Origin of the sequence: Humitalea rosea, from assembly GCF_003253705.1 — a bacterium.
GTDB classification, from domain to species: Bacteria; Pseudomonadota; Alphaproteobacteria; order Acetobacterales; family Acetobacteraceae; genus Humitalea; species Humitalea rosea.
Window position 1 is genome coordinate 114,106 of sequence record NZ_QKYU01000004.1, and the last position, 19,651, is coordinate 133,756.

18 protein-coding genes are annotated in these 19,651 nt (G+C 70.0%); 5 read left to right on the forward strand and 13 right to left on the reverse strand.

Going from position 1 to position 19,651, the window contains the following annotated elements:
* Position 1: 1 nt before the first annotated feature.
* Both C8P66_RS04830 and C8P66_RS04835 read right to left on the reverse strand, forming a co-directional pair.
* Positions 2 to 979, reverse strand: coding sequence for an ABC transporter permease (locus tag C8P66_RS04830; protein ID WP_111397020.1), 978 nt, complete (start codon positions 977 to 979; stop codon positions 2 to 4).
* Positions 980 to 1,091: 112 nt separating this feature from the next.
* The gene (locus tag C8P66_RS04835) at positions 1,092 to 2,273 is read right to left on the reverse strand and encodes an AI-2E family transporter (protein WP_245903213.1); all 1,182 of its coding nucleotides are present in this window, start codon (positions 2,271 to 2,273) and stop codon (positions 1,092 to 1,094) included.
* Positions 2,274 to 2,398: 125 nt separating this feature from the next.
* On the opposite strand from C8P66_RS04835, the gene otnI reads away from it, so the two are divergent.
* The 4 genes from otnI (at position 2,399) to C8P66_RS04855 (ending at position 5,747) form a co-directional block, all read left to right on the forward strand.
* On the forward strand, positions 2,399 to 3,178 hold the full coding sequence (gene otnI, locus C8P66_RS04840) for a 2-oxo-tetronate isomerase (RefSeq protein WP_111397022.1): 780 nt from the start codon (positions 2,399 to 2,401) through the stop codon (positions 3,176 to 3,178).
* A gap of 20 nt (positions 3,179 to 3,198) precedes the next feature.
* Positions 3,199 to 3,837: a nicotinamidase gene (locus tag C8P66_RS04845; RefSeq protein ID WP_111397023.1), complete on the forward strand. Its 639-nt coding sequence runs from the start codon at positions 3,199 to 3,201 to the stop codon at positions 3,835 to 3,837.
* A gap of 35 nt (positions 3,838 to 3,872) precedes the next feature.
* Positions 3,873 to 4,754 carry a 2-hydroxy-3-oxopropionate reductase gene (locus C8P66_RS04850; protein ID WP_111397024.1) on the forward strand — a complete coding sequence of 294 codons (882 nt, stop codon included), beginning with the start codon at positions 3,873 to 3,875 and terminating at the stop codon, positions 4,752 to 4,754.
* Positions 4,755 to 4,862: 108 nt separating this feature from the next.
* A complete protein-coding gene (locus C8P66_RS04855; protein WP_111397025.1) occupies positions 4,863 to 5,747 on the forward strand; it encodes a helix-turn-helix domain-containing protein in 885 nt (294 codons plus the stop codon).
* Here the strand turns inward: C8P66_RS04855 and C8P66_RS04860 are convergent.
* From C8P66_RS04860 to C8P66_RS04905, 10 genes are all read right to left on the reverse strand, one after another.
* Positions 5,733 to 8,324 carry a bifunctional acetate--CoA ligase family protein/GNAT family N-acetyltransferase gene (locus C8P66_RS04860; RefSeq protein WP_170141555.1) on the reverse strand — a complete coding sequence of 864 codons (2,592 nt, stop codon included), beginning with the start codon at positions 8,322 to 8,324 and terminating at the stop codon, positions 5,733 to 5,735. The genes C8P66_RS04855 and C8P66_RS04860 overlap by 15 nt on opposite strands.
* A gap of 59 nt (positions 8,325 to 8,383) precedes the next feature.
* Positions 8,384 to 9,535: an amidohydrolase gene (locus tag C8P66_RS04865; RefSeq protein WP_111397027.1), complete on the reverse strand. Its 1,152-nt coding sequence runs from the start codon at positions 9,533 to 9,535 to the stop codon at positions 8,384 to 8,386.
* A gap of 8 nt (positions 9,536 to 9,543) precedes the next feature.
* Positions 9,544 to 11,754 (reverse strand): RelA/SpoT family protein, encoded by a 2,211-nt coding sequence (locus C8P66_RS04870; protein ID WP_245903214.1) that lies wholly within the window; start codon positions 11,752 to 11,754, stop codon positions 9,544 to 9,546.
* A 71-nt stretch (positions 11,755 to 11,825) separates the two neighbouring features.
* A complete protein-coding gene (gene rpoZ / locus C8P66_RS04875; protein ID WP_111397029.1) occupies positions 11,826 to 12,224 on the reverse strand; it encodes a DNA-directed RNA polymerase subunit omega in 399 nt (132 codons plus the stop codon).
* Between the two features lie 53 nt (positions 12,225 to 12,277).
* Positions 12,278 to 13,024, reverse strand: a complete 747-nt coding sequence (recO, locus tag C8P66_RS04880; RefSeq protein ID WP_111397030.1) for a DNA repair protein RecO — start codon at positions 13,022 to 13,024, stop codon at positions 12,278 to 12,280.
* A gap of 3 nt (positions 13,025 to 13,027) precedes the next feature.
* Positions 13,028 to 13,945 (reverse strand): GTPase Era, encoded by a 918-nt coding sequence (era, locus tag C8P66_RS04885; RefSeq protein ID WP_111397031.1) that lies wholly within the window; start codon positions 13,943 to 13,945, stop codon positions 13,028 to 13,030.
* A 48-nt stretch (positions 13,946 to 13,993) separates the two neighbouring features.
* The gene (gene rnc, locus C8P66_RS04890) at positions 13,994 to 14,710 is read right to left on the reverse strand and encodes a ribonuclease III (protein WP_111397032.1); all 717 of its coding nucleotides are present in this window, start codon (positions 14,708 to 14,710) and stop codon (positions 13,994 to 13,996) included.
* Positions 14,710 to 15,465, reverse strand: a complete 756-nt coding sequence (gene lepB / locus C8P66_RS04895; protein WP_111397033.1) for a signal peptidase I — start codon at positions 15,463 to 15,465, stop codon at positions 14,710 to 14,712. The genes rnc and lepB overlap by 1 nt, the downstream gene beginning before the upstream one ends.
* A 53-nt stretch (positions 15,466 to 15,518) precedes the next feature.
* Positions 15,519 to 15,923, reverse strand: a complete 405-nt coding sequence (gene acpS, locus C8P66_RS04900; RefSeq protein ID WP_111397034.1) for a holo-ACP synthase — start codon at positions 15,921 to 15,923, stop codon at positions 15,519 to 15,521.
* The gene (locus C8P66_RS04905) at positions 15,920 to 16,378 is read right to left on the reverse strand and encodes an isochorismatase family protein (RefSeq protein ID WP_111397035.1); all 459 of its coding nucleotides are present in this window, start codon (positions 16,376 to 16,378) and stop codon (positions 15,920 to 15,922) included. Before C8P66_RS04905 ends, acpS begins: the two co-directional genes overlap by 4 nt.
* A 301-nt stretch (positions 16,379 to 16,679) precedes the next feature.
* Between C8P66_RS04905 and C8P66_RS04910 the strand changes: the two genes are divergently transcribed.
* Positions 16,680 to 18,869 carry an anthranilate synthase component I gene (locus tag C8P66_RS04910; protein ID WP_111397036.1) on the forward strand — a complete coding sequence of 730 codons (2,190 nt, stop codon included), beginning with the start codon at positions 16,680 to 16,682 and terminating at the stop codon, positions 18,867 to 18,869.
* On the opposite strand, the gene C8P66_RS04915 is transcribed toward C8P66_RS04910, so the two are convergent.
* Positions 18,836 to 19,603 carry a glucose 1-dehydrogenase gene (locus C8P66_RS04915; RefSeq protein ID WP_111397037.1) on the reverse strand — a complete coding sequence of 256 codons (768 nt, stop codon included), beginning with the start codon at positions 19,601 to 19,603 and terminating at the stop codon, positions 18,836 to 18,838. The two genes, C8P66_RS04910 and C8P66_RS04915, sit on opposite strands and share 34 nt — an antisense overlap.
* Positions 19,604 to 19,651: the final 48 nt, after the last annotated feature.

The following is a 19,651-nucleotide window of genomic DNA, read 5'->3' on the forward strand; positions in this document are numbered from 1 at the left end:
CTCAATGACCCCGGCGGCCGACGCGCAGCCGGGGATCGACCGCGTAGTAGAGCAGATCGACGACCAGGTTGATCGTCACGAAGATCGCCGAGATCAGCATCAGATAGGCCGCCATCACCGGAATATCGGCCGAGCCGACCGATTGGATGAACAGCAGCCCCATGCCCGGCCATTGGAACACCGTCTCGGTGACGATGGCGAAGGCGATGATGGCGCCAAGCTGCAACCCCGCGACGGTGATCACCGGCACCAGCGTGTTCTTCAGCGCATGGCCGAAGTTGATGGCGCGGTTCGACAACCCGCGGGCGCGGGCGAATTTGATGTAGTCGGTGCGCAGCACCTCCAGCATCTCCGCCCGCACCAGCCGCATGATGAGGGTGAGCTGGAACAGCCCGAGCGTCACCGCCGGCAGCACCAGCGCCTTCCAGCCCGTGGCGGTGGCGAAGCCCGTGCTCCACCAGCCGAGCGACACGACATCCCCCCGCCCGAAGGACGGCAGCCAGCCGAGGTTCACGGCAAACACCAGGATCAGCAGGATGCCGATGAGGAAGGTCGGCAGCGACACCCCGATCAGCGAGAAGGTCAGGAAGAAGCGCGACAGCCAGGAATTGCGGTAGAGCCCGGTATAGACCCCCATCGGCACCCCGATCGCGATGGCGATGAAGGCGGCGCAGAAGGCAAGCTCCAGCGTCGCCGGCGCGCGCTCCGCGATCAGCTCCGCGACCGGCCGGCCGAGCCGGTAGGAGAGCCCGAACTCCCCCTGCAACGCATTGCCGACGAAGGTCAGGAACTGCACCAGGAAGGAGCGGTCCAGCCCGAGATTGTGGACCAGCGCGGTGCGCTGCGCCTCGGTGAAATCCTGCCCCAGCATGATCGAGACCGGATCGCCGACATAGGCGAACATCGCGAAGGAGATGAAGGCGACCACCAGCATCACCGGGATCGCCTGCAGCACGCGGGAAACGACGAAGGAAAACACGCGTGCGGGACTCCCAAGGCTCAGGACATGTGAATCAGGCGCAAAGCGTCCCGCTTTCCGGTCGGTTCCATGACAACCGACATACGGGCTGGCGCGGCGGCGCGGAAGGGGTTCAGCGGAGCATCGGCCCACCCAGGGCTTCGGCTTCGGCGCGTTCCTGTGCCGCCGCGGCCTTCACCGCCGCTTCCGCATCCGTCCCCATCATCCAGTCGCGCAGCATGGTGTAGCCCACCGCCAGCAGCACCGGCCCCAGGAACAGGCCGAGGAAACCGAAGGCGAAAACCCCACCCAGCGCGCCGAGCAGCGTGAGCAGCAGCGGCAGGTCGGCACCGCGGCTGATCAGCCAGGGGCGGATGAAATTATCCACAGACGAGATCCCAAGCGCCCCATAGAGCCCCATGAAGATGCCCCAGCCGATACTGCCCTGCCCCAGCAGCCACAGCGTCGCCGGGATCCAGACCAGCGGCGCGCCCACCGGCAGGATGGAGACGACGCCCGCGATCACCCCGAACAGCACCGGCTGCGGCACGCCCGCCAGCCACAGGCCCAAGGCGGTCATCAGCCCCTGGACCACCGCGGTGCCGAGCAGCCCATAGACCACGCCCCGCGTCACATCGCCGATCAGCTTGAACAGCCGCCGCGAGGCGGGGCCGGCCAGCCGGTCGGAGACGCGGCGCGCCGCATCCGCCAGCGCCGGCCCGTCCCGATAGAAGAAGAAGGCGAGCACCAGCGCCACCAGCAGCTCGGCGATGCCCGAGAGCACCGCCAGGAACAGCGACAGCCCCATCTGCGCGATCGAGCCCATATAGGGCTGCACCAGCTCGCCCAGGCTCGACAGGTCGGTCTGCCAATGCAGCCAATAGCTGTGCAGGGTCGGGCCGATCAGCGGAATGCTGGCGATCCAGCCGAAGTCCGGCAGGCCCCTGCCCACCAGCCCGCTCAGCGACTCGCGCAGCCCATCGATCGCCGTGCGGTCCTTGGGCGCGACCAGCACCAGCGGCAGCCCGATGACGAAGAACTCGGCCACCACCATGACCCCGGCCGCGACGCCGGGGGATAGCCGCAGCCGGGTCCGCAGCAGCACGAAGCCCGGCCAGGTGGAGAACACCAGGATCGCGGCCCAGAGCAGCGCCGAAATGAACGGCCGCAGGATCAGCAGGCAGCCGATCACCAGGCCCAGCAGCCAGAGCAGCCCGATCAGGCGGGTCGGGCTCATCCCTTCATTCCGCGCCTCCGGCACGGTGGTGGCCGCGACGATGGTGACGGTCGGGTGCGCGGCGGGCGGTTGATCCACGGGTCTATTCATCCTTCATACTCTGTGTCGGCTGCGGGCCAGTGTCTTGAGCCGCTGTCGCGGGCCTTGCCGTCCAGCCGGCACAACGCCAAAACACGGGCATTCGGGGAAGGAAAATTATCACCATGCCGCGCTTTGCCGCCAACCTCTCCATGATGTTCACCGAATTGCCCTTCCTGGATCGCTTCGCAGCGGCCGGCGCGCAGGGGTTCAAGGCGGTCGAGTTCCTCTTTCCCTACGACTTCCCCGCGGCGGAGATCGCCAGGCGGCTCGCTGACAATGGCCTCTCCCAGGTGCTGTTCAACGCGCCGCCGGGCGATTGGGCCAATGGCGAGCGTGGCACCGCCTGCATTCCCGGCCGCCGCGAGGAATTCCGCGAGAGCGTGAAGAAGGCGCTGGAGTATGCCACCGCCCTCTCCTGCCCGCGGCTGCATCTGATGGCCGGGCTCGCGCCCGCCGGCGTCGCGCATGACACGCTGACCGGCACCTATGTCGCCAACCTCGACTGGGCCGCCGACCTCTGCGCCGCCGCCGGGGTGAAGCCGGTGATCGAGCCGATCAATCATCGCGACATCCCGGGCCTGTTCCTCAACACCATGGACCAGGGGGCGGCGGTGATCGCCGCGGTCGGGCCGGAGCGCCTCGGGCTGCAATTCGACCTCTACCACTGCCAGGTGACCGAGGGCGATATCGTGAAGCGGGTGGAGAAGCACCTGCCGATCATCGCCCATATGCAGGTCGCCGACGTCCCCGCCCGCAACGAGCCCGGCACCGGCGAGGTCAATTGGGGCTTCGTGTTCCGCCGCATCGACGAACTCGGCTTCCGCGGCTGGATCGGCTGCGAATACCGCCCGGCCGGCGAGACCGTCGCGGGCCTCGGCTGGTTCGCACCCTGGCGGGGCTGACGCGGGTGGGCGGGATCGCAGTGAACGCGCAGGAGGACCTGCTGCTGGTCGTCGATCCCCAGCCCACCTTCATGGCGCTCTGCCCGGACGAGCTGCCGGTGCCGGGGGCGGAGGCGGTGATCCCGGCGATCAACCGCCTGCTCGCCGGCCCCTTCGCGCGCGCCGTCGTCACCCAGGACTGGCACGGCCCGGACCATCTCAGCTTCGCCTCGCAGCATCCGGGGCGCGAACCTTATGAGGTGCTGGAGATGGCCTATGGCCCGCAGGTGCTCTGGCCCGACCATGCGGTGCAGGGCAGCGCCGGGGCGGCGATCCACCCCGATCTGGACATGTCCCGCGTCGCGCTGATCCTGCGAAAAGGCATGCGGCGGGAGATCGACAGCTACAGCGCCTTTCGCGAGAACGACCGGACCACCGGGACGGGCCTCGCCGAATGGATGCGCGGGATCGGGGTGCGGCGGGTCTTCATCGCCGGCATCACCCGGCCCTATTGCGTGGACTGGTCCGCCGCCGATGCCGCCTATCTCGGCTTCGATGTCTTCGTGATCGAGGATGCCTGCGCCCGCCTCGGGCCGGGGCAGGCGCTCGACGAGAGCAAGCTTGCCCTGGAAGCCCAGGGCGTAGGTTTCATCACCACGGCCGATCTGCTCCCCGGCTGACACCCCTGCCCAACCAGCGACGAAGGACACGCCCCATGGACATCGGCTTCATCGGTCTCGGCATCATGGGGCGCCCCATGGCGCTCAACCTCGCCAAGGCCGGCCACACGCTCTTCGTGCCGGAGCGCGCCAGCCTGCCCGAGGACATCCGCGCCGCCGCCACCGTGCTGCCGGATGCGGCCGCCGTGGCGGCCAAGGCCGAGGTCGTCATCCTCATGCTGCCCGACACCCCGGATGTGGAGGCGGTGCTGTTCGGCGCCGGCGGCATTGCCGCCTCGCTCAAGCCCGGCACGCTGGTGATCGACATGTCCTCGATCAGCCCGACCGTCACCAAGGGCTTTGCCGAGACGCTCGTCGCCGCCGGCTGCGGCTGGGTCGATGCGCCCGTCTCGGGCGGTGAGGTTGGGGCCAAGGCCGCCAGCCTGACCATCATGTGCGGCGGCTCGGATGCCGATTTCGCCCGCGCCCTGCCGCTGTTCGAACTGATGGGCAAGAACATCACCCATGTCGGGCCGGCCGGCGCCGGGCAGACCTGCAAGGTCGCCAACCAGATCATCGTCGCCCTGAACATCGAGGCGGTGGCCGAGGCGCTGGTCTTCGCGACCAAGGCCGGCGCCGATCCGGCCCGCGTGCGGCAGGCGCTGATGGGCGGCTTCGCCTCCAGCAAGATCCTGGAAATCCATGGCGAGCGCATGATCAAGCGCACCTTCGCCCCCGGATTCCGAATCCGCCTGCATCAGAAGGACCTGAATCTGGCGCTCTCCGCCGGGCGGGACCTGGGCGTGGCGCTGCCGAACACCGCCTCGGCGCAGCAATTGTTCTCCGCCGTGGCTGCGATGGGTGGGGCGGATCTGGACCATTCCGCGCTGGTGAAGGCGCTGGAGACCATGGCGGCCCAGAAGGTCGCCGCGGACTGAGAAAGGTTCCTATTGCATCGCAGCAGTTCCCTTGGCAGTCTCCGCATGGCCTGAGACGTTTCTCGTAAAGAAATGCCTCTTCTCGCCAGATGATTGCCAGGGGGTTGCATGCAATTCGCCGATATTGGGCAGCAGTTGCGCGCCTACCGCCTCGAGTCCGGTTTGCGTGCCGAGGAAATCGCCGCGCGACTCGGGGTGTCCCGCGCCGCGCTCTATCGCTACGAGAAGGGCGAGGTCATCAAGCTGGACACGATCCGGCGGCTGGCGGAGCTGCTGAAAATCTCGCCGCTGTCGCTGCTCGGCATCGGCATCGAGTATTTCACCCGCCCGGCCGGTTTCCAGGAGCGCCTGCGGCAGGTCGAGGAACAGGCTGACCAGATTCTGCAGATCGGCGGCGCGGTCTGCTACCAGGTCGTCGGCGACAGCTTCGACGGTGCCATCGCGGAGGCCTTCACCGAAGCGGCTGATGCCGCCAGCGAGCGCCTGCCGGCCCGCGCCGCGGCCGATCAGGCACTTGGCCTGCTCTCTGCCCGCAGGCGGCTGCACCAGTCGCGCAAGCCCTCGATCACCGCGATGCTGAGCGAGGCGGCGCTGCGCCGGATGCTGGTGGAGGGCGTCGCCCCCGGCCTGCCGCTGCCCGAGCGCAGCCGCGCCCGCTGCCGCCAGGCCGCGCGCAACGAAGCCGAGCGCATCGCCGATATGATGGACAACCTGCCCATGGGCCTGCAGCTCGGGCTGCTCTCGGGGATCGAGCCCACGGCCTGCTTCTTCGTGCTGCGCGGGCGGGAAAAGGCGCATGTCTGCACCAGCCCCTTCCCCCCCGACACCGCCCCCTCCGCCGGCATGGGTGTCGCGACCGTCACCGCGGCCGAGGAAGCCGTGTCGGTGCACCAGCGCGTGGCCGAGGCCGCGTGGCGCGATGCGCTCAAGGGGCCAAACGCCGCCACCCGCGTCCGCGAGTTGCTGCGCGAGACCGCTTCAGCCGAGCGCTGATCCCTCGGCGTCCAGCGCCAGAACCGCCTCGACCACATCCTCCTCCCCCGGCAGGCGGCGGAGGGTGAAGCCGAGGGCGCGGACGAAGGCCTGCATCGGCGCATTGTCGGCCAGGACCAGCCCGACCACCTGCGCCACGCCCACCGAGGCACCCCAGTCCAGGATCCGCCGCATCAATTCGCGGCCAAGGCCGCGGCCCTTCCAGGCGGGATCGACCACGATCGCGAATTCCGCCTCCAGCGGCGCCCGGATCAGGCGCGAGACACCGACGGTTCGCCCCGCGGCATCCACCGCGATGAAGGCCATTTCCCGGTCGTAATCGACCTGGGTCATGCGGGCGATCTGCTCGGCGGGCAGTTCCTTCATCGGCGAGAAGAAGCGCCAGCGGATATCCTCGGGCGCCATGCGGCGGAAAGCATCGGCCTGGGCGGCGGCATCCTCGGGGCGGATCGGGCGGATGGTCAGCATTTCGCCGTCGCGCGAGGTCCAGCTCCGGCTGAGCTCGGCCGGATAGGGCGGGATGGCGAGCTGGCTGCTCTGCCCCGGCTCCCGCAGCACGATCGAGGCATCCAGCGCCACCACCCCGGCGGGGCCCGCGCGCAGCGGGTTGATGCTGAGCCGCTCGATCTGCGGGAAATCCACGGCCAGCTGCGACAGCCGCACCAGCGCATCGGCAACCGCCGCGCGCTGCACCGGCGGCAGGTCGCGATGCCCGTCGAACAGCCGCGCGGCCCGGCTGCGATCCAGCAGCGCCATGGCCAAGGTGAGGTTCATGGGCGGCAGGTCGAAGCTCTCATCCGGCTCGAAATCCGCGGCCGTGCCGCCCCGGCCGAAGCCGATATAGGGGCCGAACATCGCATCATCATCCAGATGCAGCCGCAGCTCCTGCCCCGGCCCCGCCTGGCGCTGCACCAGCAGCCCGTCGATCCGCACGCCAGGGCGCGCCAGCGCCACCGCCGCCAGCATGGTCTTGGCCGCGCGCAGCACCGCCGCGGAATCGGAGAGGTTCAGCATCACGCCGCCGACTTCGGTCTTCCGCGGCAACTCGGGCGAGAGTATCTTCAGCACCGCCGGGAAGCCGAGCCCGGCCGCCGCCACCGCCGCCTGGGTCGGCCCCTGCGCGATGCGGCCGGGAATGCAGGCGATGCCATAGGCGGCCAGCACCGAGAGCCCCTCGGCCTCGCTGAGGCTGCGCCGCCCCTCGGCGCGCAGCCTGGCGAACAAAGCCGCGACGCTGGCGCGATCGGGGGTGATCTCCAGCACGTCGCGCGAGGGCAGTTCGGCCGCCGCCGCGCGGTTGCGATGATCGCGCGCGAGGTGCAGGGCGCCGCGCACGGCAGCCTCAGGCGTGGCGAAGACCGGAAACCCGGCCTCGGCCAGGCGCGATCGCTGCGGCCCCGCCGTCGCCTGGCCGCACCAGCCGATCAGCAGCGGCGCCCGCCCCCGGCCCCGCGCCTGCTGCGCGACCAGGGCGGCGAGCAGGGCCTCACCGGCCTCACCCGGCTCCGGGGCATGCAGCAGGAGGACCGTATCGACCGTGGCAAGGCCGGCGAGGCGCAGCACCTCCTCCGCCATGTCCGGCCCCTCGCCGGGCCGGAGCACCTGGGGATTGGCGGTGCCGGTCACCGCCAGCCGGGCGCCGCCGGCGGCCAGGGCGTCGATCGCGAGCAGCGCCAGCCCCGCGCCATTGGCCAGCACGGCGATCCGGTCGCCCCGTGCTGCCTCTTCTCCGAACCGCTGCGCGGATTTGACCCGGGGCAGGGTCTCGGCGGCCGAGAGCAGATCCTCCAGCCCCTCCACCCGCAGCACGCCGGCGCGGGCCAGCACCGCGCCCAGCACCGCATCCGCCGCGCCGCTGGCATCATGGCTGCCGCCGGGGCGGATCGCGACCACGGGCCGGGTGCGGGAAGCGGCCCGGGCCGCGGAGACGAACAGGCGGCGATTGCGGATCCGCCGCAGGTCCAGCAGCACCGCCCCCGCCGCCGGATCGCGCGCCAGCCAGTCGAGCGATGGGGCGAAGCCGAGATCGGCATTGTCGCCGATACCGATGATATGGCTGAAGCCGAGGCCCTCGGCCGTCGCCCAATCCAGCACCGCGCGCGGCACCGCCGAGCCTTGGGCCAGCAGCGCGAGGCGGCCCGGCCGCACCGGCAGATGCGACAGGCTGGCATTCAGCCCCAGATGCGGCAGCGCCAGGCCGAAGGAGCGCGGGCCCAAAGCCCGCACCCCGGTCGCCCGGCAGGCCGCGGCCAGTTCATCGGGGGGCATGGCCGCGAAGACGATGGCGGCGTGGCAGCCGCGCGCGGCAAGGCCCGCCATCGCCCGCCCCACCGCCTCCCGCCCCAAAGCAATCACCCCGAGGTCGGTGCCCTGCTCCAGCGCATCGAGGCTCTCGATCCGCGTGAAGCCCGGCGCCGCCATGCCGAGGATCGAGAGCTTCCCCCCGAACCCGCCGGCGGCAAGGTTGGCGGCGAGCAGATGCGCCTCCGGCAGCGCCGGATCGGCCAGCAGCACCACGGCGCGCGGCTGGAACAGCGCCTTGGCGGAATAGCCCTCTCGGCGGGTGCGCTTGGTCATCGGCTGCGGCATCGCCGCAGCCTGTGCCGCCGGAACCGGCATCGCAAGCGCCAGAACGTTCAGCTTCCGGCGAGGGACCGCTTGGCGACATCGGCGAGCCAGGCCGAGGCCGCCGGCAGCACCGCATCATTGAAGTCGTAGTTGGAATTATGCAGGTCGCGGCCGCCCGAGGCCTCGCCATTGCCGATCCAGACGAAGGCGCCCGGCACCTGCTTCAGGAAATGCGAGAAATCCTCGCCCGTCATGGCCGGCGCCAGGTCGCGGCGCAGGGTGGTGACGGCGGCGGCGGAGGCCGCGGCAACCTCGGCCTCGGCGGCGTGGTTGGCGGTGACCGGCACGCCGCGCGTGACCTCGCAGCGCGCCTCCAGCCCGAAGGTCAGCGCGGTGCCGGCGGCGATGCGCTCCAGCGCCGCGACGATGGCATCCCCGGTGTCCTCGTTCAGGAAGCGCATCGAGCCCTTGATCACCACCTGCCCGGCGATCTGGTTCTGCGCCTGGCCGCCATGGATCATGGTCAGCGAGACCACGCCCGATTGCAGCGGATCGAGCGTGCGGGCGACGATGGATTGCACCGCGACGATGGCATGGCCGGCGGCGACAATCGGGTCCCGGGTCAGATGCGGCAAGGCGGCGTGGCCGGCATGGCCGTCGATGATGAGGGAGAAGCGGTTGCCCGCGGCCATCACCGCACCGTCATGCACCGCGATGGTGCCGGCCTCCAGCCCTGGCCAATTGTGCCAGCCAAAGATGCGGTCCATCGGGAAGCGCTGGAACAGCCCATCGGCGATCATCTTCAGGGCGCCGCCACCGCCTTCCTCGGCGGGTTGGAACACGAGGCGCACGGTGCCGGACCAGTCCGGGTCCTCCTGCAGCCGGATCGCCGCGCCGAGCAGGGCGGTGGTGTGGCCATCATGGCCGCAGGCATGCATCACGCCGGGCACGGTGCTGGCCCAGGCGAGTTCGGTGTCGGTTTCCTGGATCGGCAGCGCATCCATGTCGGCGCGCAGCCCCACCGAGCGGTTGCCGCCGCCCCGGCGGATGGTCGCGACCACCCCATGGCCGCCAATGCCGGTCTCGATCTCGGTGACGCCGATCTCGCGCAGGCGCTCGACGACGAAGGCAGCGGTCGGCCCCTCATTCAGGGTCAGCCCAGGGTTGGCATGCAAATGTCGTCGCCAGCCGGTCAGTCGTGCGGCGAATTCCATCGTCATCTCTCGTTTCAGCCTTTGCTGCGTTCAACCTCCTCGACGCCCGGACAGGCGCGGAGGGCTGCCATCACATTGGACAGATGGCGGGTATCGGTCACTTCCACATCCACCTCGACCTCGATGAAGTCCGAGGCGCGGTGCTTGATCTTCAGCCGCGACAGCCGCGCGCCATGCTTGCCGACAGCGATGGTGATGGCCGACAGCGCCGGGCCCTCATCCGTCGCGACGATGTTCAGCCGTGCGACATGCACCGCGCCATCGGCCATTTCCCAGTCCACGTCGAGGAAGCGCTCCGGCGTGGCGGCGAATTGCGCGAGGGTATGGCAGTCGGCGCGGTGGATGGTCACGCCCTTGCCGGTGGCGACGATGCCGATGATGCGGTCGCCGGGCACTGGGTGGCAGCAGCCGGCATAGGCGACAGGCATGCCGGCGACGAGGCCGGTGATGCCGGTGGCGGCCTCCCCCGCCCGGCGCGGCGGCAAGGCGACGGTCTGGCCCGGCTTGCCCCGTGCCCGGGTGAGCGAGAGCGCATCGGCGACACGGGGCGGGCCGCGCAATTCGGGCTCGGCGGCATAGACCACGTCGCGAGCCGAGATATTGCCGGCGCCGACGGTCAGGTACAGCTCCTCGGGGCTGCCCTGCTTCAGCACCTTGGCGGCACGCTCGACACGCTCGCCGGTGGCCTCGATCCCTTCCTGCCGAAAAGCGCGCGCGATGGCGCCGCGGCCGTTCTCCTGCTGGTCGGCGCGCTGCTTGGCCAGCACCACCCGGCGGATGCGGGCCCGCGCCTTGCCGGTGACGACAAAGCGTTCCCAGGCCGGATTTGGGGTGCCGCCGCGGGCGGTGATGATCTCGACCTGGTCGCCGTTTTCCAGCGGCTGGCGCAACGGCTTGATCTGGCCGTTGATCTTGGCGCCGACGCAGGCATCGCCGACCGCCGAATGCACCTGGTAGGCGAAATCGACCGGGGTCGCGCCACGCGGAAGGGCGATCAGCTCGCCCTTCGGCGTAAAGCAGAACACCTGGTCCTGGTGCAGCGCGAGCTTGGTGTTCTCCAGGAACGAGGCGGCCTCGTTGCCGGTATTGTCGAGGATTTCCAGCAGGTCGCGCACCCAGGGGAAGCGCTTGCGCTCCGAGCCGGAATGGCCGCCCTGCTTGTAGATCCAATGCGCCGCGACGCCGAATTCGGCGACCTCATGCATCTCGCGGGTGCGGATCTGCACCTCGATCTTGGCGTTGCGCCGCGCCGGCACGGTGACACCCGTGTGCAGCGACTGGTAGCCGTTCTGCTTCGGCGTGGAGAGGTAGTCCTTGAACCGCCCCGGCACGACCCGGTAGTGCGAATGCACCGAGCCGAGCGCCGCGTAGCAGGCGGTCTTGTCCGGCACGATGACGCGGAAGGCCATGATGTCCGAGAGCTGCTCGAACTCGACCTTCTTCTCCTTCATCTTCAGCCAGATCGAGACCGGGGATTTCTCCCGCCCCGAGACATCGGCGCCCTCGACGCCATCCTCGGCCAGCACCCGCAGCAGGTCGGCACGGATCTCCTCGATCAGATCCGCCCCCTGGCCGCGCAGGAAGGAGAGGCGCGCGACGATGGTCTGGTAGGCGTCGGGCTCGATCTCGCGGAAGGCGCGGACCTCAAGCTCGGTCTTGATCGCATCCATGCCGATGCGTTCGGCCAAGGGCGCGTAGATATCGGCGGTTTCGCGGGCGACGCGGCGGCGCTTCTCGGCCCGCTCGACGAAATGCAAGGTCCGCATGTTGTGCAGGCGGTCGGCGAGCTTGACGAGCAGGACACGGATGTCCTCGCTCATCGCCAGTACCAGCTTGCGGAAATTCTCGGCCTGTTTGGTGTGCTCGGATTGCAGCTCGATCCGGCCGAGCTTGGTCACCCCATCGACCAGCTTCGCCACATCCGCCCCGAAGCGGCGTTCCAGCAGCGCCAGGGAGACGGAGGTATCCTCGACCGTGTCATGCAGCAAAGCGGTGAGGATCGAGGCGCTGTCCAGCCGGTAGCCCGCGAGGATATGCGCGACGGCGAGCGGATGGGTGATGTAGGGGTCGCCATTCTCCCGCCGTTGATCGGCATGGGCGGCGGCGGCGAAGTCGTAGGCCTGCTCGATCAGGGCCTTGTCGGCGGTGGGATCGTAGCTCGCGACCAGCGCCGCGAGCTCCGCGCCCGGCCCGGTTCCGCCGGGTTCGGTGGCGCTCTGCGCCACACGTTCGGCCGAAGGCAGGCCCTCGGGCGCCAGGGCCCGAGTGTCGGTGGAACCGAAGGGGCGTCCGGCCGTCAGCGCTTGCCGCCAGCCAATTCGGCGGCGATCGCGGCTTCGATGTCGTCGGGCGAGAGATCCTCGAGGCCCATGCCGTCGGGCAAGGTCTCCTCATTGACGTCCATGACGCCGAAGATGTTCTCGTCGATGGCGATGATGTCGCCGACTTCCTCGTCCAGCGGCTCCGGCTCGGGCGCGCGCAGCAGGCCCTTCACGATATCCTGTTCGAGCAGATTCAGGTCGACGGTCTTCTCGGCGATCTCGCGCAGAGCAACGACGGGGTTCTTGTCGTTGTCGCGATCCAGGGTCAGTTCCTCGCCCCGGCTGAGGTTGCGCGCGCGCTGGGCGGCGATCAGCACCAGGTCGAACCGGTTCGGGATCTGGAGGATGCAGTCTTCGACGGTGACGCGGGCCATTGTGTATCCAGAGTCAGAGGCGCGGCGTATTTCGGCCGCGGGAAGGCACTGATTTAGTCACCAGCGCCGGCCGATGCAAGCAGGCAGACGCGGTCGGCGAAGCGGTCCCGCGCCCCGGGCATGCCCCGGTTGCGCGCACCGAAGACGTCGCGGGCCAGGAACACCCCGGTCAGGCGCAGCCCGGCGGCCCAATCGGCGGGGCCCGAGGCCGCCGCATCGTCGCGCAGGAACGCCGGCAGCGGCAGCAGCCGGTCGCGGAACAGGCCCGCGCCGGCCTCGGACACCGCCCGGCCGGATTTGGGGGAGACATAGGGCAGGACCTCCGCCTCCCCGGTCACGGCGCAGGCGGACAGGTCCAGGCCATAGCCCAGCTCCTGCAACAGCCGCAGCTCCCACCGCACCGCATCCGGCACCGCGAGCAACGTGTCCCGCGCCAGGGTCGCGACCAGGGCCACGGTGTCGTGGAACAGCAGCCCATGCGCCTCGCGCTCCGGCAGCGCATCGGCGGCGATGGCGCAGCAGGAGGAGAGCAGTGCCGTCGCCAACGGATCGGCCATGGCCAAAGCGGCGGCGGCATGGACCAATTCCCCCGAAAGGGCCCCGAGCTGTTCCGGCAGGCGGCCGACCCAACGGGCCTCGATCAGATTGCCCGGCATCCAGAGTGCTGCCTGCCCCCGGCTGGCGCCCCCTTTCACCAAGCCGGCGTGGCGGCCGAACTCCTCGGTGAGGACGGAGACGACAGCGCCCCCCTCACCATGCGGCCGGGCCTCAAGGACGACCGCGGGCGCCTCCCACTCCATGGATCAGCCGAGATCCTCAAGCCCGAGGGCGCGGATGCGCGCCTTCTCCTCATCCCAGCCCGAGCGTTCCTTCACGTTCAGGAACAGATGGATGCGGCGCTCCAGCATGGTTTCCAGCTCGGCGCGGGCGCGGCTGCCGATCTCCTTGATGCGGGCGCCATGGTCGCCGATCAGGATCGCCTTCTGGCCCGCGCGGCCGACGTAGATGGTGCAATCCACCCGGGCCGAGCCATCGGGGCGATCCACCCAGGATTCGGTTTCGACCGTCGCGTGATGCGGCACTTCCTCATGCGTCTGGCGCAGGATCTGCTCGCGCACGGTCTCGGCCGCCAGCATGCGCTCCGGCAGGTCGGAGAGGTCGTCCTCGGGGAAGAGCCAGGGGCCGGGCGGCATCTTGGCGGCGATGGCCTCCAGCAGCTTGGGCACGCCATCGCCCTTGGTCGCGCTGACCATCCAGGTCTCGGCGAAGGGCAGCAGCGCGTTCACCTCGGCGATCAGCGGCAGCAGGCTGTCGGGGGTGATGCTGTCGGTCTTGTTCAGGACCAGCCAGGGGGCGCGGGCCGCCTTGGCCAGGCCGCCGATGATCTTGCGCACCGCATCGGTCAGCCCGAGCTTGGCATCGACGATCAGCAGCGCGAGATCGGCATCCTGCGCGCCGCCCCAGGCGGCGGCGACCATGGCACGGTCCAGCCGGCGGCGCGGCTGGAAGATGCCGGGGGTGTCGGTCAGCACGATCTGCGCCGCCCCCTGCATCACCACGGCACGGATACGCATGCGCGTGGTCTGCGGCTTGGGGCTGACGATCGTGACCTTGGCGCCGGCGATGCGGTTGACCAGGGTGGATTTGCCGGCATTCGGGGCGCCGAGGACGGCAACGATGCCGCAACGGGTGGGCTCTTGACTGGGTGTGGGGTCGGACATGCGGCCTGCTTTACGCGCGCCGGCGGTTCGGCGCCATGCTTGCGTGGCTTAAGGGGCGATCCCGGCGAGCCAGGCCTCGGCCGCCGCCTGTTCGCTGGCGCGGCGGGTTTCGCCGAGGGCCTCGGCGGCGCGGCCCTCGGCCTCCACCCGCATCACGAAGACCGGCGCATGCGCGGGGCCCGCGGTGGAGACCAGCGTATAGGCCGGCAATGGCTTGCCACGGCCCAGCAGGTATTCCTGCAACCGGCTCTTGGCATTCAGCGGCGGCGGCGCGTCGGGGGCCAGGGCATCGGCCCAGGCGGCCCGGATAAAGCGCCGTGCGGCATCCAGCCCGCCATCGACATAGAGTGCCCCGATCAGTGCCTCGGTGCCATCGGCCAGCACGGTCGCGCGGTTGCGCAACCCGGTGCGGCCCTCCGCGGGGGGAATGCGCAGGGCGGAGCCGAGGCCGATGCGTTCGCCGACCTCGGTCAGCGTCTCGGCGCAGACCAGCAGCGACAGGCGCTTGCCGAGCGCGCCCTCGCGCTCCTGCGGGAAGCGCTCGGACAGCCATTCGGCCATGATGAGCCCGAGCACCCGGTCGCCCAGGAACTCCAGCCGCTCGTTGGAATCCAGCTGCTGGCGGGAGGCATCGGCGGCGGAGCGATGCGTCAGCGCCTGCCGCAGCAGCGCCGGATCGGCGAAGTCATGCCCCAGCCGTGCCGCCAGCGCCGCCACCGCCGGCGGATCGTCGGTGGCGCCGCCGACGCCTGGCTTGCGGGCCATTACCGGACGGCGGAGATCAGCCGGCCCCAGCGGATCGAGAAGGGCCAGGTCCAGGGCTGCCACCAGACGGCGCCCTCATCGACCGAGAAGAAGATGAATTCGGCGCGGCCGACCAGATTCTCGACCGGGATGAAGCCGACCATGTTCTGCGCGCGGGAATCCAGGCTGTTGTCGCGGTTGTCGCCCATGGCGAAGACATGCCCGGCGGGGACCACGAATTCCTGGGTGTTGTCGAAGGGCCCGTCATCCGAGGCCTCCAGGATCTGGTGCGAGATGGCGGCCTGGCCGGCGACCGCGGGGATCGTCTCCAGCCAGCGGCGGACGGTGATGCGCGGGCCATCGCCCTCGACCGTATAGGGCCCGAGGCTCTGCCGCTGCACCGCGACGCCATTCACATGCAGGATGCCGCCGGTGACCTGGATGCGGTCGCCGGGCAGGCCGATCATGCGCTTGATGTAGTCGGTGGAATTGTCGCGCGGCAGCTTGAACACCGCGACGTCGCCGCGGGCCGGCAGGCTGCCGAAGATGCGGCCACTGAACAGGTTCGGGCTGAAGGGCATCGAGTGCCGCGAATAGCCGTAGGAATACTTGGAGACGAACAGGTAGTCCCCGACCAGCAGCGTCGGGATCATCGACCCGGATGGGATGTTGAAGGGTTCGAAGGCGACGGTACGGATGCCGATCGCGATCAAAGCGGCGTAAACAATCGTCTTGACGCTCTCGAGCACGCCGCCAGCCTTCTTCTTCGTCACCATGGGGAGGGGATTTCCAACATGCGGCGGCATAGGCGTTGCGCTGCGGGAAACTGTCAAGGAAGCGGGTCCGCCGAGATGATGACCACCGCCTCCGCATAGGGAAACTCATCCGTCATGGTCAGCGCGATGGCCGAGCGCATCCCCTCCGGGGTGATCTGCGCGAGCCGCGCCGCGGCCCCCCCGGTCAGCGCCAGGGTTGGCTGGCCGGAGGGCAGGTTCACCACCCCGATGTCCCGCCAGAACACGCCGCGGCGAAACCCGGTGCCGAGCGCCTTGGAACAGGCCTCCTTGGCCGCGAAACGCTTGGCATAGGTGCCGATCCGCGTGATCGGGCGGCGTTCGGCGCGGGCGATCTCGGTGGGGGTGAAGATGCGTTCGAGGAAGCGCTCGCCATGCCGCTCGATGGTGCGCTGGATGCGGCGCAGGTCGGTCATGTCATTGCCCAGGCCCAGGATCATGCCGCTCCTCCCTGCCCCAGCCCGGCCATCGCCTCCGCCATCGTCAGCACCCGCGCGACCGGGCGCAGGCCGGCGATGGCGGTTTCATGGAGTTCGGCCGAGAAGGCGGCGCAGCCATCCGGGAGCACCGAGGGGGTGAATTCGCGGACATGTGCCTCCCCTACCGTGGGGGCGGCACCGCCATTGGTGACGATCCCGGCGGCGATGCCGCGGCGGATGCCAGCCTTCTGCAAGACCCACTTCCGCAAGACCCATTCCAGCCGTGACATGTGGAAGGCCGAGCAGGCCATTTTCTCCACCATGAAATGCGCGGGTTGCAATGCATCCACCAGCGCCTGGCCCCAGGCGCCGGGGGCGAAATGGCCGCCGCGCGCATAGGCCCCCTCGGGGTGCAGGACATCATTCTGCAGGTCGCAGAGCAGCAGGGCGGTCTCGGCGGCGGGAATATCGCGCATGCGGCGGCGGTGATCCTGGCGACATGGGGGCGGCGTCCCGCCACACATGCCGCCGCACCCATCGTCGTGCAATGGCGCAGTTGACTCAGCCCAGTTGACTCAATCCGGGCGGCGGCGGAACGTGCCGGCATGACCACCCTGATGACCCGCACACTTTGGCGTTGGCGTCGGCCCCTTCCGGGTGGCCCCGGCGCGCGCCTCTAGTCGCACGCCGGATGCCGCCCCCCACCGCGGGCGGCCGAATACTCTCCTGGTTTCCCGCGTGGTCCCTGCCCTTTCCTCCCCAGGATCACGACCCCCCATGACTGAAACCTCCTTCACCTATCGCACCGCGGGCGATGTCGGCGTGCTGCGCCGCGCGACCCGCCTGCCCTATGTCGATGCCGCCGAACCGCTGGTGGGCGAGATCGAGGCGCGTCGCGGCGCGCTCTTCGCCTCCTCCTTCGAGCAGCCCGACCGCTACACCCGCTGGGACATCGGCTTTTCCGACCCGCCGCTGGCTGCCACCGTGCGTGGCACCGCGGTCACCTTCGAGGCACTGACCCCGCGCGGCGCCGTGCTGGTCGCCGCGATCGAGGCGGGGCTGCGCGCCAATGCCCTCGTCGAGGTGACCAGCCCCGCCGGTGCGGCGACCCTGGTCGCCGGCCCCGCCCCGGCGCCGGTGGACGAGGCCGAGGAGATGCGCTCCCGCCGCGCCTCCGCCTTCACCGTGCTGCGCGCGGCCATGGCCGGGCTCGCCTCGGAGGAGGACCACCACCTCGGCTTCTACGGCGCCTTCGGCTACGACCTCGTCTTCCAGTTCGAACCCTGCGAGCTGTCCCGCCCCCGCGCGGCCGACCAGCGCGACGCCGTGCTCTACGTGCCCGACAGCATCCTGGTCGTGGACCACCGGCGCGAGGAAGCGACGCGCTACGACTACGACTTCTCCTTCGCCGGCCAGAGCAATGCCGGGATGCCGCGCCCCCAGGTGCCCGCGCCCTATGTCGCCACACCTCCCGCCGTGCTGCCGCCGCTGCGCGACCACACGCCCGAGGCCTACCAGGCCAATGTCGTCGAGGCCCAAAAACGCTTCGCCTGCGGCGATTTGTTCGAGGCGGTGCTGAGCCAGACCTTCGCGCGGCCCTGCGCCGATCCGCCGGGCGAGGTGTTTCGGCGGCTGCGCGCCAAGAACCCGGCCCCCTATGGCGGGCTCATCAACCTCGGCGAGGGCGAGTTCCTCGTCTCCGCGAGCCCGGAGATGTATGTCCGCGTCAACGGCGCCCGGGTCGAGACCTGCCCGATCTCCGGCACCATCGCCCGTGGCGGCGATGCGCTGGAGGATGCGGCCAGGCTCAAGCAATTGCTGAACTCCGCCAAGGATGAGGCGGAGCTGACCATGTGCACCGACGTCGATCGCAACGACAAGGCGCGCATCTGCCTGCCCGGCAGCGTGCGCGTGCTGGCGCGCCGGCAGATCGAGGCGACCCCGCGGCTCTACCACACCGTCGATCATGTCGAGGGGATGCTGCGCCCCGGCTTCGATGCGCTGGATGCCTTCCTGACCCATGCCTGGGCCGTGACCGTGACCGGGGCGCCCAAGGTCTGGGCGATGCGCTTCGTCGAGAAGATGGAGAAGACCCCGCGCCGCTGGTACGGCGGCGCCATCGGCTGGCTCGGCTTCGACGGCGATCTGAACACCGGCCTCACGCTGCGCACCGCGCGGATGAAGGATGGCATCGCCGAGGTTCGCGCCGGCGCCACCCTGCTGCATGACAGCGACCCGGCGGCGGAGGATGCCGAATGCGGGCTGAAGGCCTCCGCGATGCTCGATGCCGTCACCAATGCCGCGGTGGCGACGCGCCGGACCACGACCATCGCGCAGCCGCTGCGCGGGCGGCGGGTGCTGCTGGCCGATCACGAGGACAGCTTCGTCCATACGCTCGCCGACTATTTGCGCCAGACCGGCGCCACGGTGGAAACGCTGCGGGCGCCGGCCGTGCGGGCGCGTTTGGCGGCGGGCAAAATCCCGGATCTGGTGGTGCTCTCGCCGGGGCCGGGCAGGCCCACGGATTTCGACCTCTCGGCCACCATCGATGCGGCGCTGGCGCGGGATGTGCCGGTGTTTGGCGTGTGTCTGGGCTTGCAGGGGATCGTCGAGCATTTCGGCGGCAGCCTCGGGCAATTGCCGGTGCCGATGCATGGCAAGTCCTCGGCGATCCGGGTGCTGGCACCCGGGCGCTTCTTCGGCGATGTGCCCGATGGCATCGAGGTCGGGCGCTACCATTCGCTGTTCGGCCTGACCCTGCCGAACAGCCTGGTGGTGACCATGGCGACGGAGGAGGACGCGATCCCGATGGCGATCGAGCATGTCGAACTGCCCGTCGCCGCGGTGCAGTTCCACCCCGAGAGCATCCTGTCGGCCGCCGGTGGGCGGGGGCTGGCACTGCTGGCGGGCTCGCTGGCCGCGTTGCTGGAGCCTCAGACGACGGCGGTCATGCCCCCATCCACATAGACCATCGTCCCGTTGACGAAATCCGAGGCGGGGGCTGCCAGGAATACGGCGGCCCCCACCAGCTCCTCCACCCTGCCCCAGCGCCCGGCGGGCGTGCGCTGGCAGAGCCAGGCGGTGAAGGCGGGATCATCGACCAGCGCCTTGGTCAGCTCGGTCGCGAAATAGCCCGGCGCCAGGCTGTTCACCTGCACCCCATGCTTCGCCCATTCGGCGCAGAGGGTGCGGGTCAGGGTGCGCACCGCGCCCTTGCTCGCGGAATAGGCGGCGGTGCCGGGGCGGCCGAGGTCGCTCTGCACCGAGGCGATGTTGATGATCTTGCCATGCCCGCGCGCGACCATGCGCTTGCCGGCGGCCTGGGCCATGAAGAACACGCCGTCGAGGTTCACCGCCATGATCTCGCGCCAGACGCTTTCCGGCAGTTCGGTCGCGGGAAAGCGGCGGGTCATGCCGGCATTGTTCACCAGGATCTCAAGCGGCCCGAGCCGGTCCTCCAGGGCGGCCACCGCGGCCTCGGCCCCGCTGGCCTCGGTCACGTCGAAGGCGGCGATTTCGGCGGTGATGCCCGCCTCGGCCAGGGTCGCGGCGGCCTTCGCGAGCTTGGCCTCGTCCCGCCCGTTCAGCACCACGCGGGCGCCCGCATCGGCAAGGCCGCGGGCCAAGGCGAGGCCGATGCCCTGGCTCGATCCGGTGACCAGCGCGAGCCGCCCGGTCAGGTCGAAGAGGTTCGGTTTCATCTTTTGCACTCCCGCGCCATGCTGGCGGCAAGAGTTTGGGGGGATAGA

Excerpts from the sequence above, each read along its gene's own strand:
- otnI (WP_111397022.1), top strand. The coding sequence starts at position 2,399 with ATGCCGCGCTTTGCCGCCAACCTCTCCATGATGTTCACCGAATTGCCC.
- C8P66_RS04850 (WP_111397024.1), top strand. The coding sequence starts at position 3,873 with ATGGACATCGGCTTCATCGGTCTCGGCATCATGGGGCGCCCCATGGCG.
- C8P66_RS04855 (WP_111397025.1), top strand. The coding sequence starts at position 4,863 with ATGCAATTCGCCGATATTGGGCAGCAGTTGCGCGCCTACCGCCTCGAG.
- C8P66_RS04860 (WP_170141555.1), bottom strand. The coding sequence starts at position 8,324 with ATGACCAAGCGCACCCGCCGAGAGGGCTATTCCGCCAAGGCGCTGTTC.
- C8P66_RS04865 (WP_111397027.1), bottom strand. The coding sequence starts at position 9,535 with ATGACGATGGAATTCGCCGCACGACTGACCGGCTGGCGACGACATTTG.
- rpoZ (WP_111397029.1), bottom strand. The coding sequence starts at position 12,224 with ATGGCCCGCGTCACCGTCGAAGACTGCATCCTCCAGATCCCGAACCGG.
- recO (WP_111397030.1), bottom strand. The coding sequence starts at position 13,024 with ATGGAGTGGGAGGCGCCCGCGGTCGTCCTTGAGGCCCGGCCGCATGGT.
- era (WP_111397031.1), bottom strand. The coding sequence starts at position 13,945 with ATGTCCGACCCCACACCCAGTCAAGAGCCCACCCGTTGCGGCATCGTT.
- rnc (WP_111397032.1), bottom strand. The coding sequence starts at position 14,710 with ATGGCCCGCAAGCCAGGCGTCGGCGGCGCCACCGACGATCCGCCGGCG.
- lepB (WP_111397033.1), bottom strand. The coding sequence starts at position 15,465 with ATGGTGACGAAGAAGAAGGCTGGCGGCGTGCTCGAGAGCGTCAAGACG.
- acpS (WP_111397034.1), bottom strand. The coding sequence starts at position 15,923 with ATGATCCTGGGCCTGGGCAATGACATGACCGACCTGCGCCGCATCCAG.
- C8P66_RS04905 (WP_111397035.1), bottom strand. The coding sequence starts at position 16,378 with ATGCGCGATATTCCCGCCGCCGAGACCGCCCTGCTGCTCTGCGACCTG.
- C8P66_RS04910 (WP_111397036.1), top strand. The coding sequence starts at position 16,680 with ATGACTGAAACCTCCTTCACCTATCGCACCGCGGGCGATGTCGGCGTG.
- C8P66_RS04915 (WP_111397037.1), bottom strand. The coding sequence starts at position 19,603 with ATGAAACCGAACCTCTTCGACCTGACCGGGCGGCTCGCGCTGGTCACC.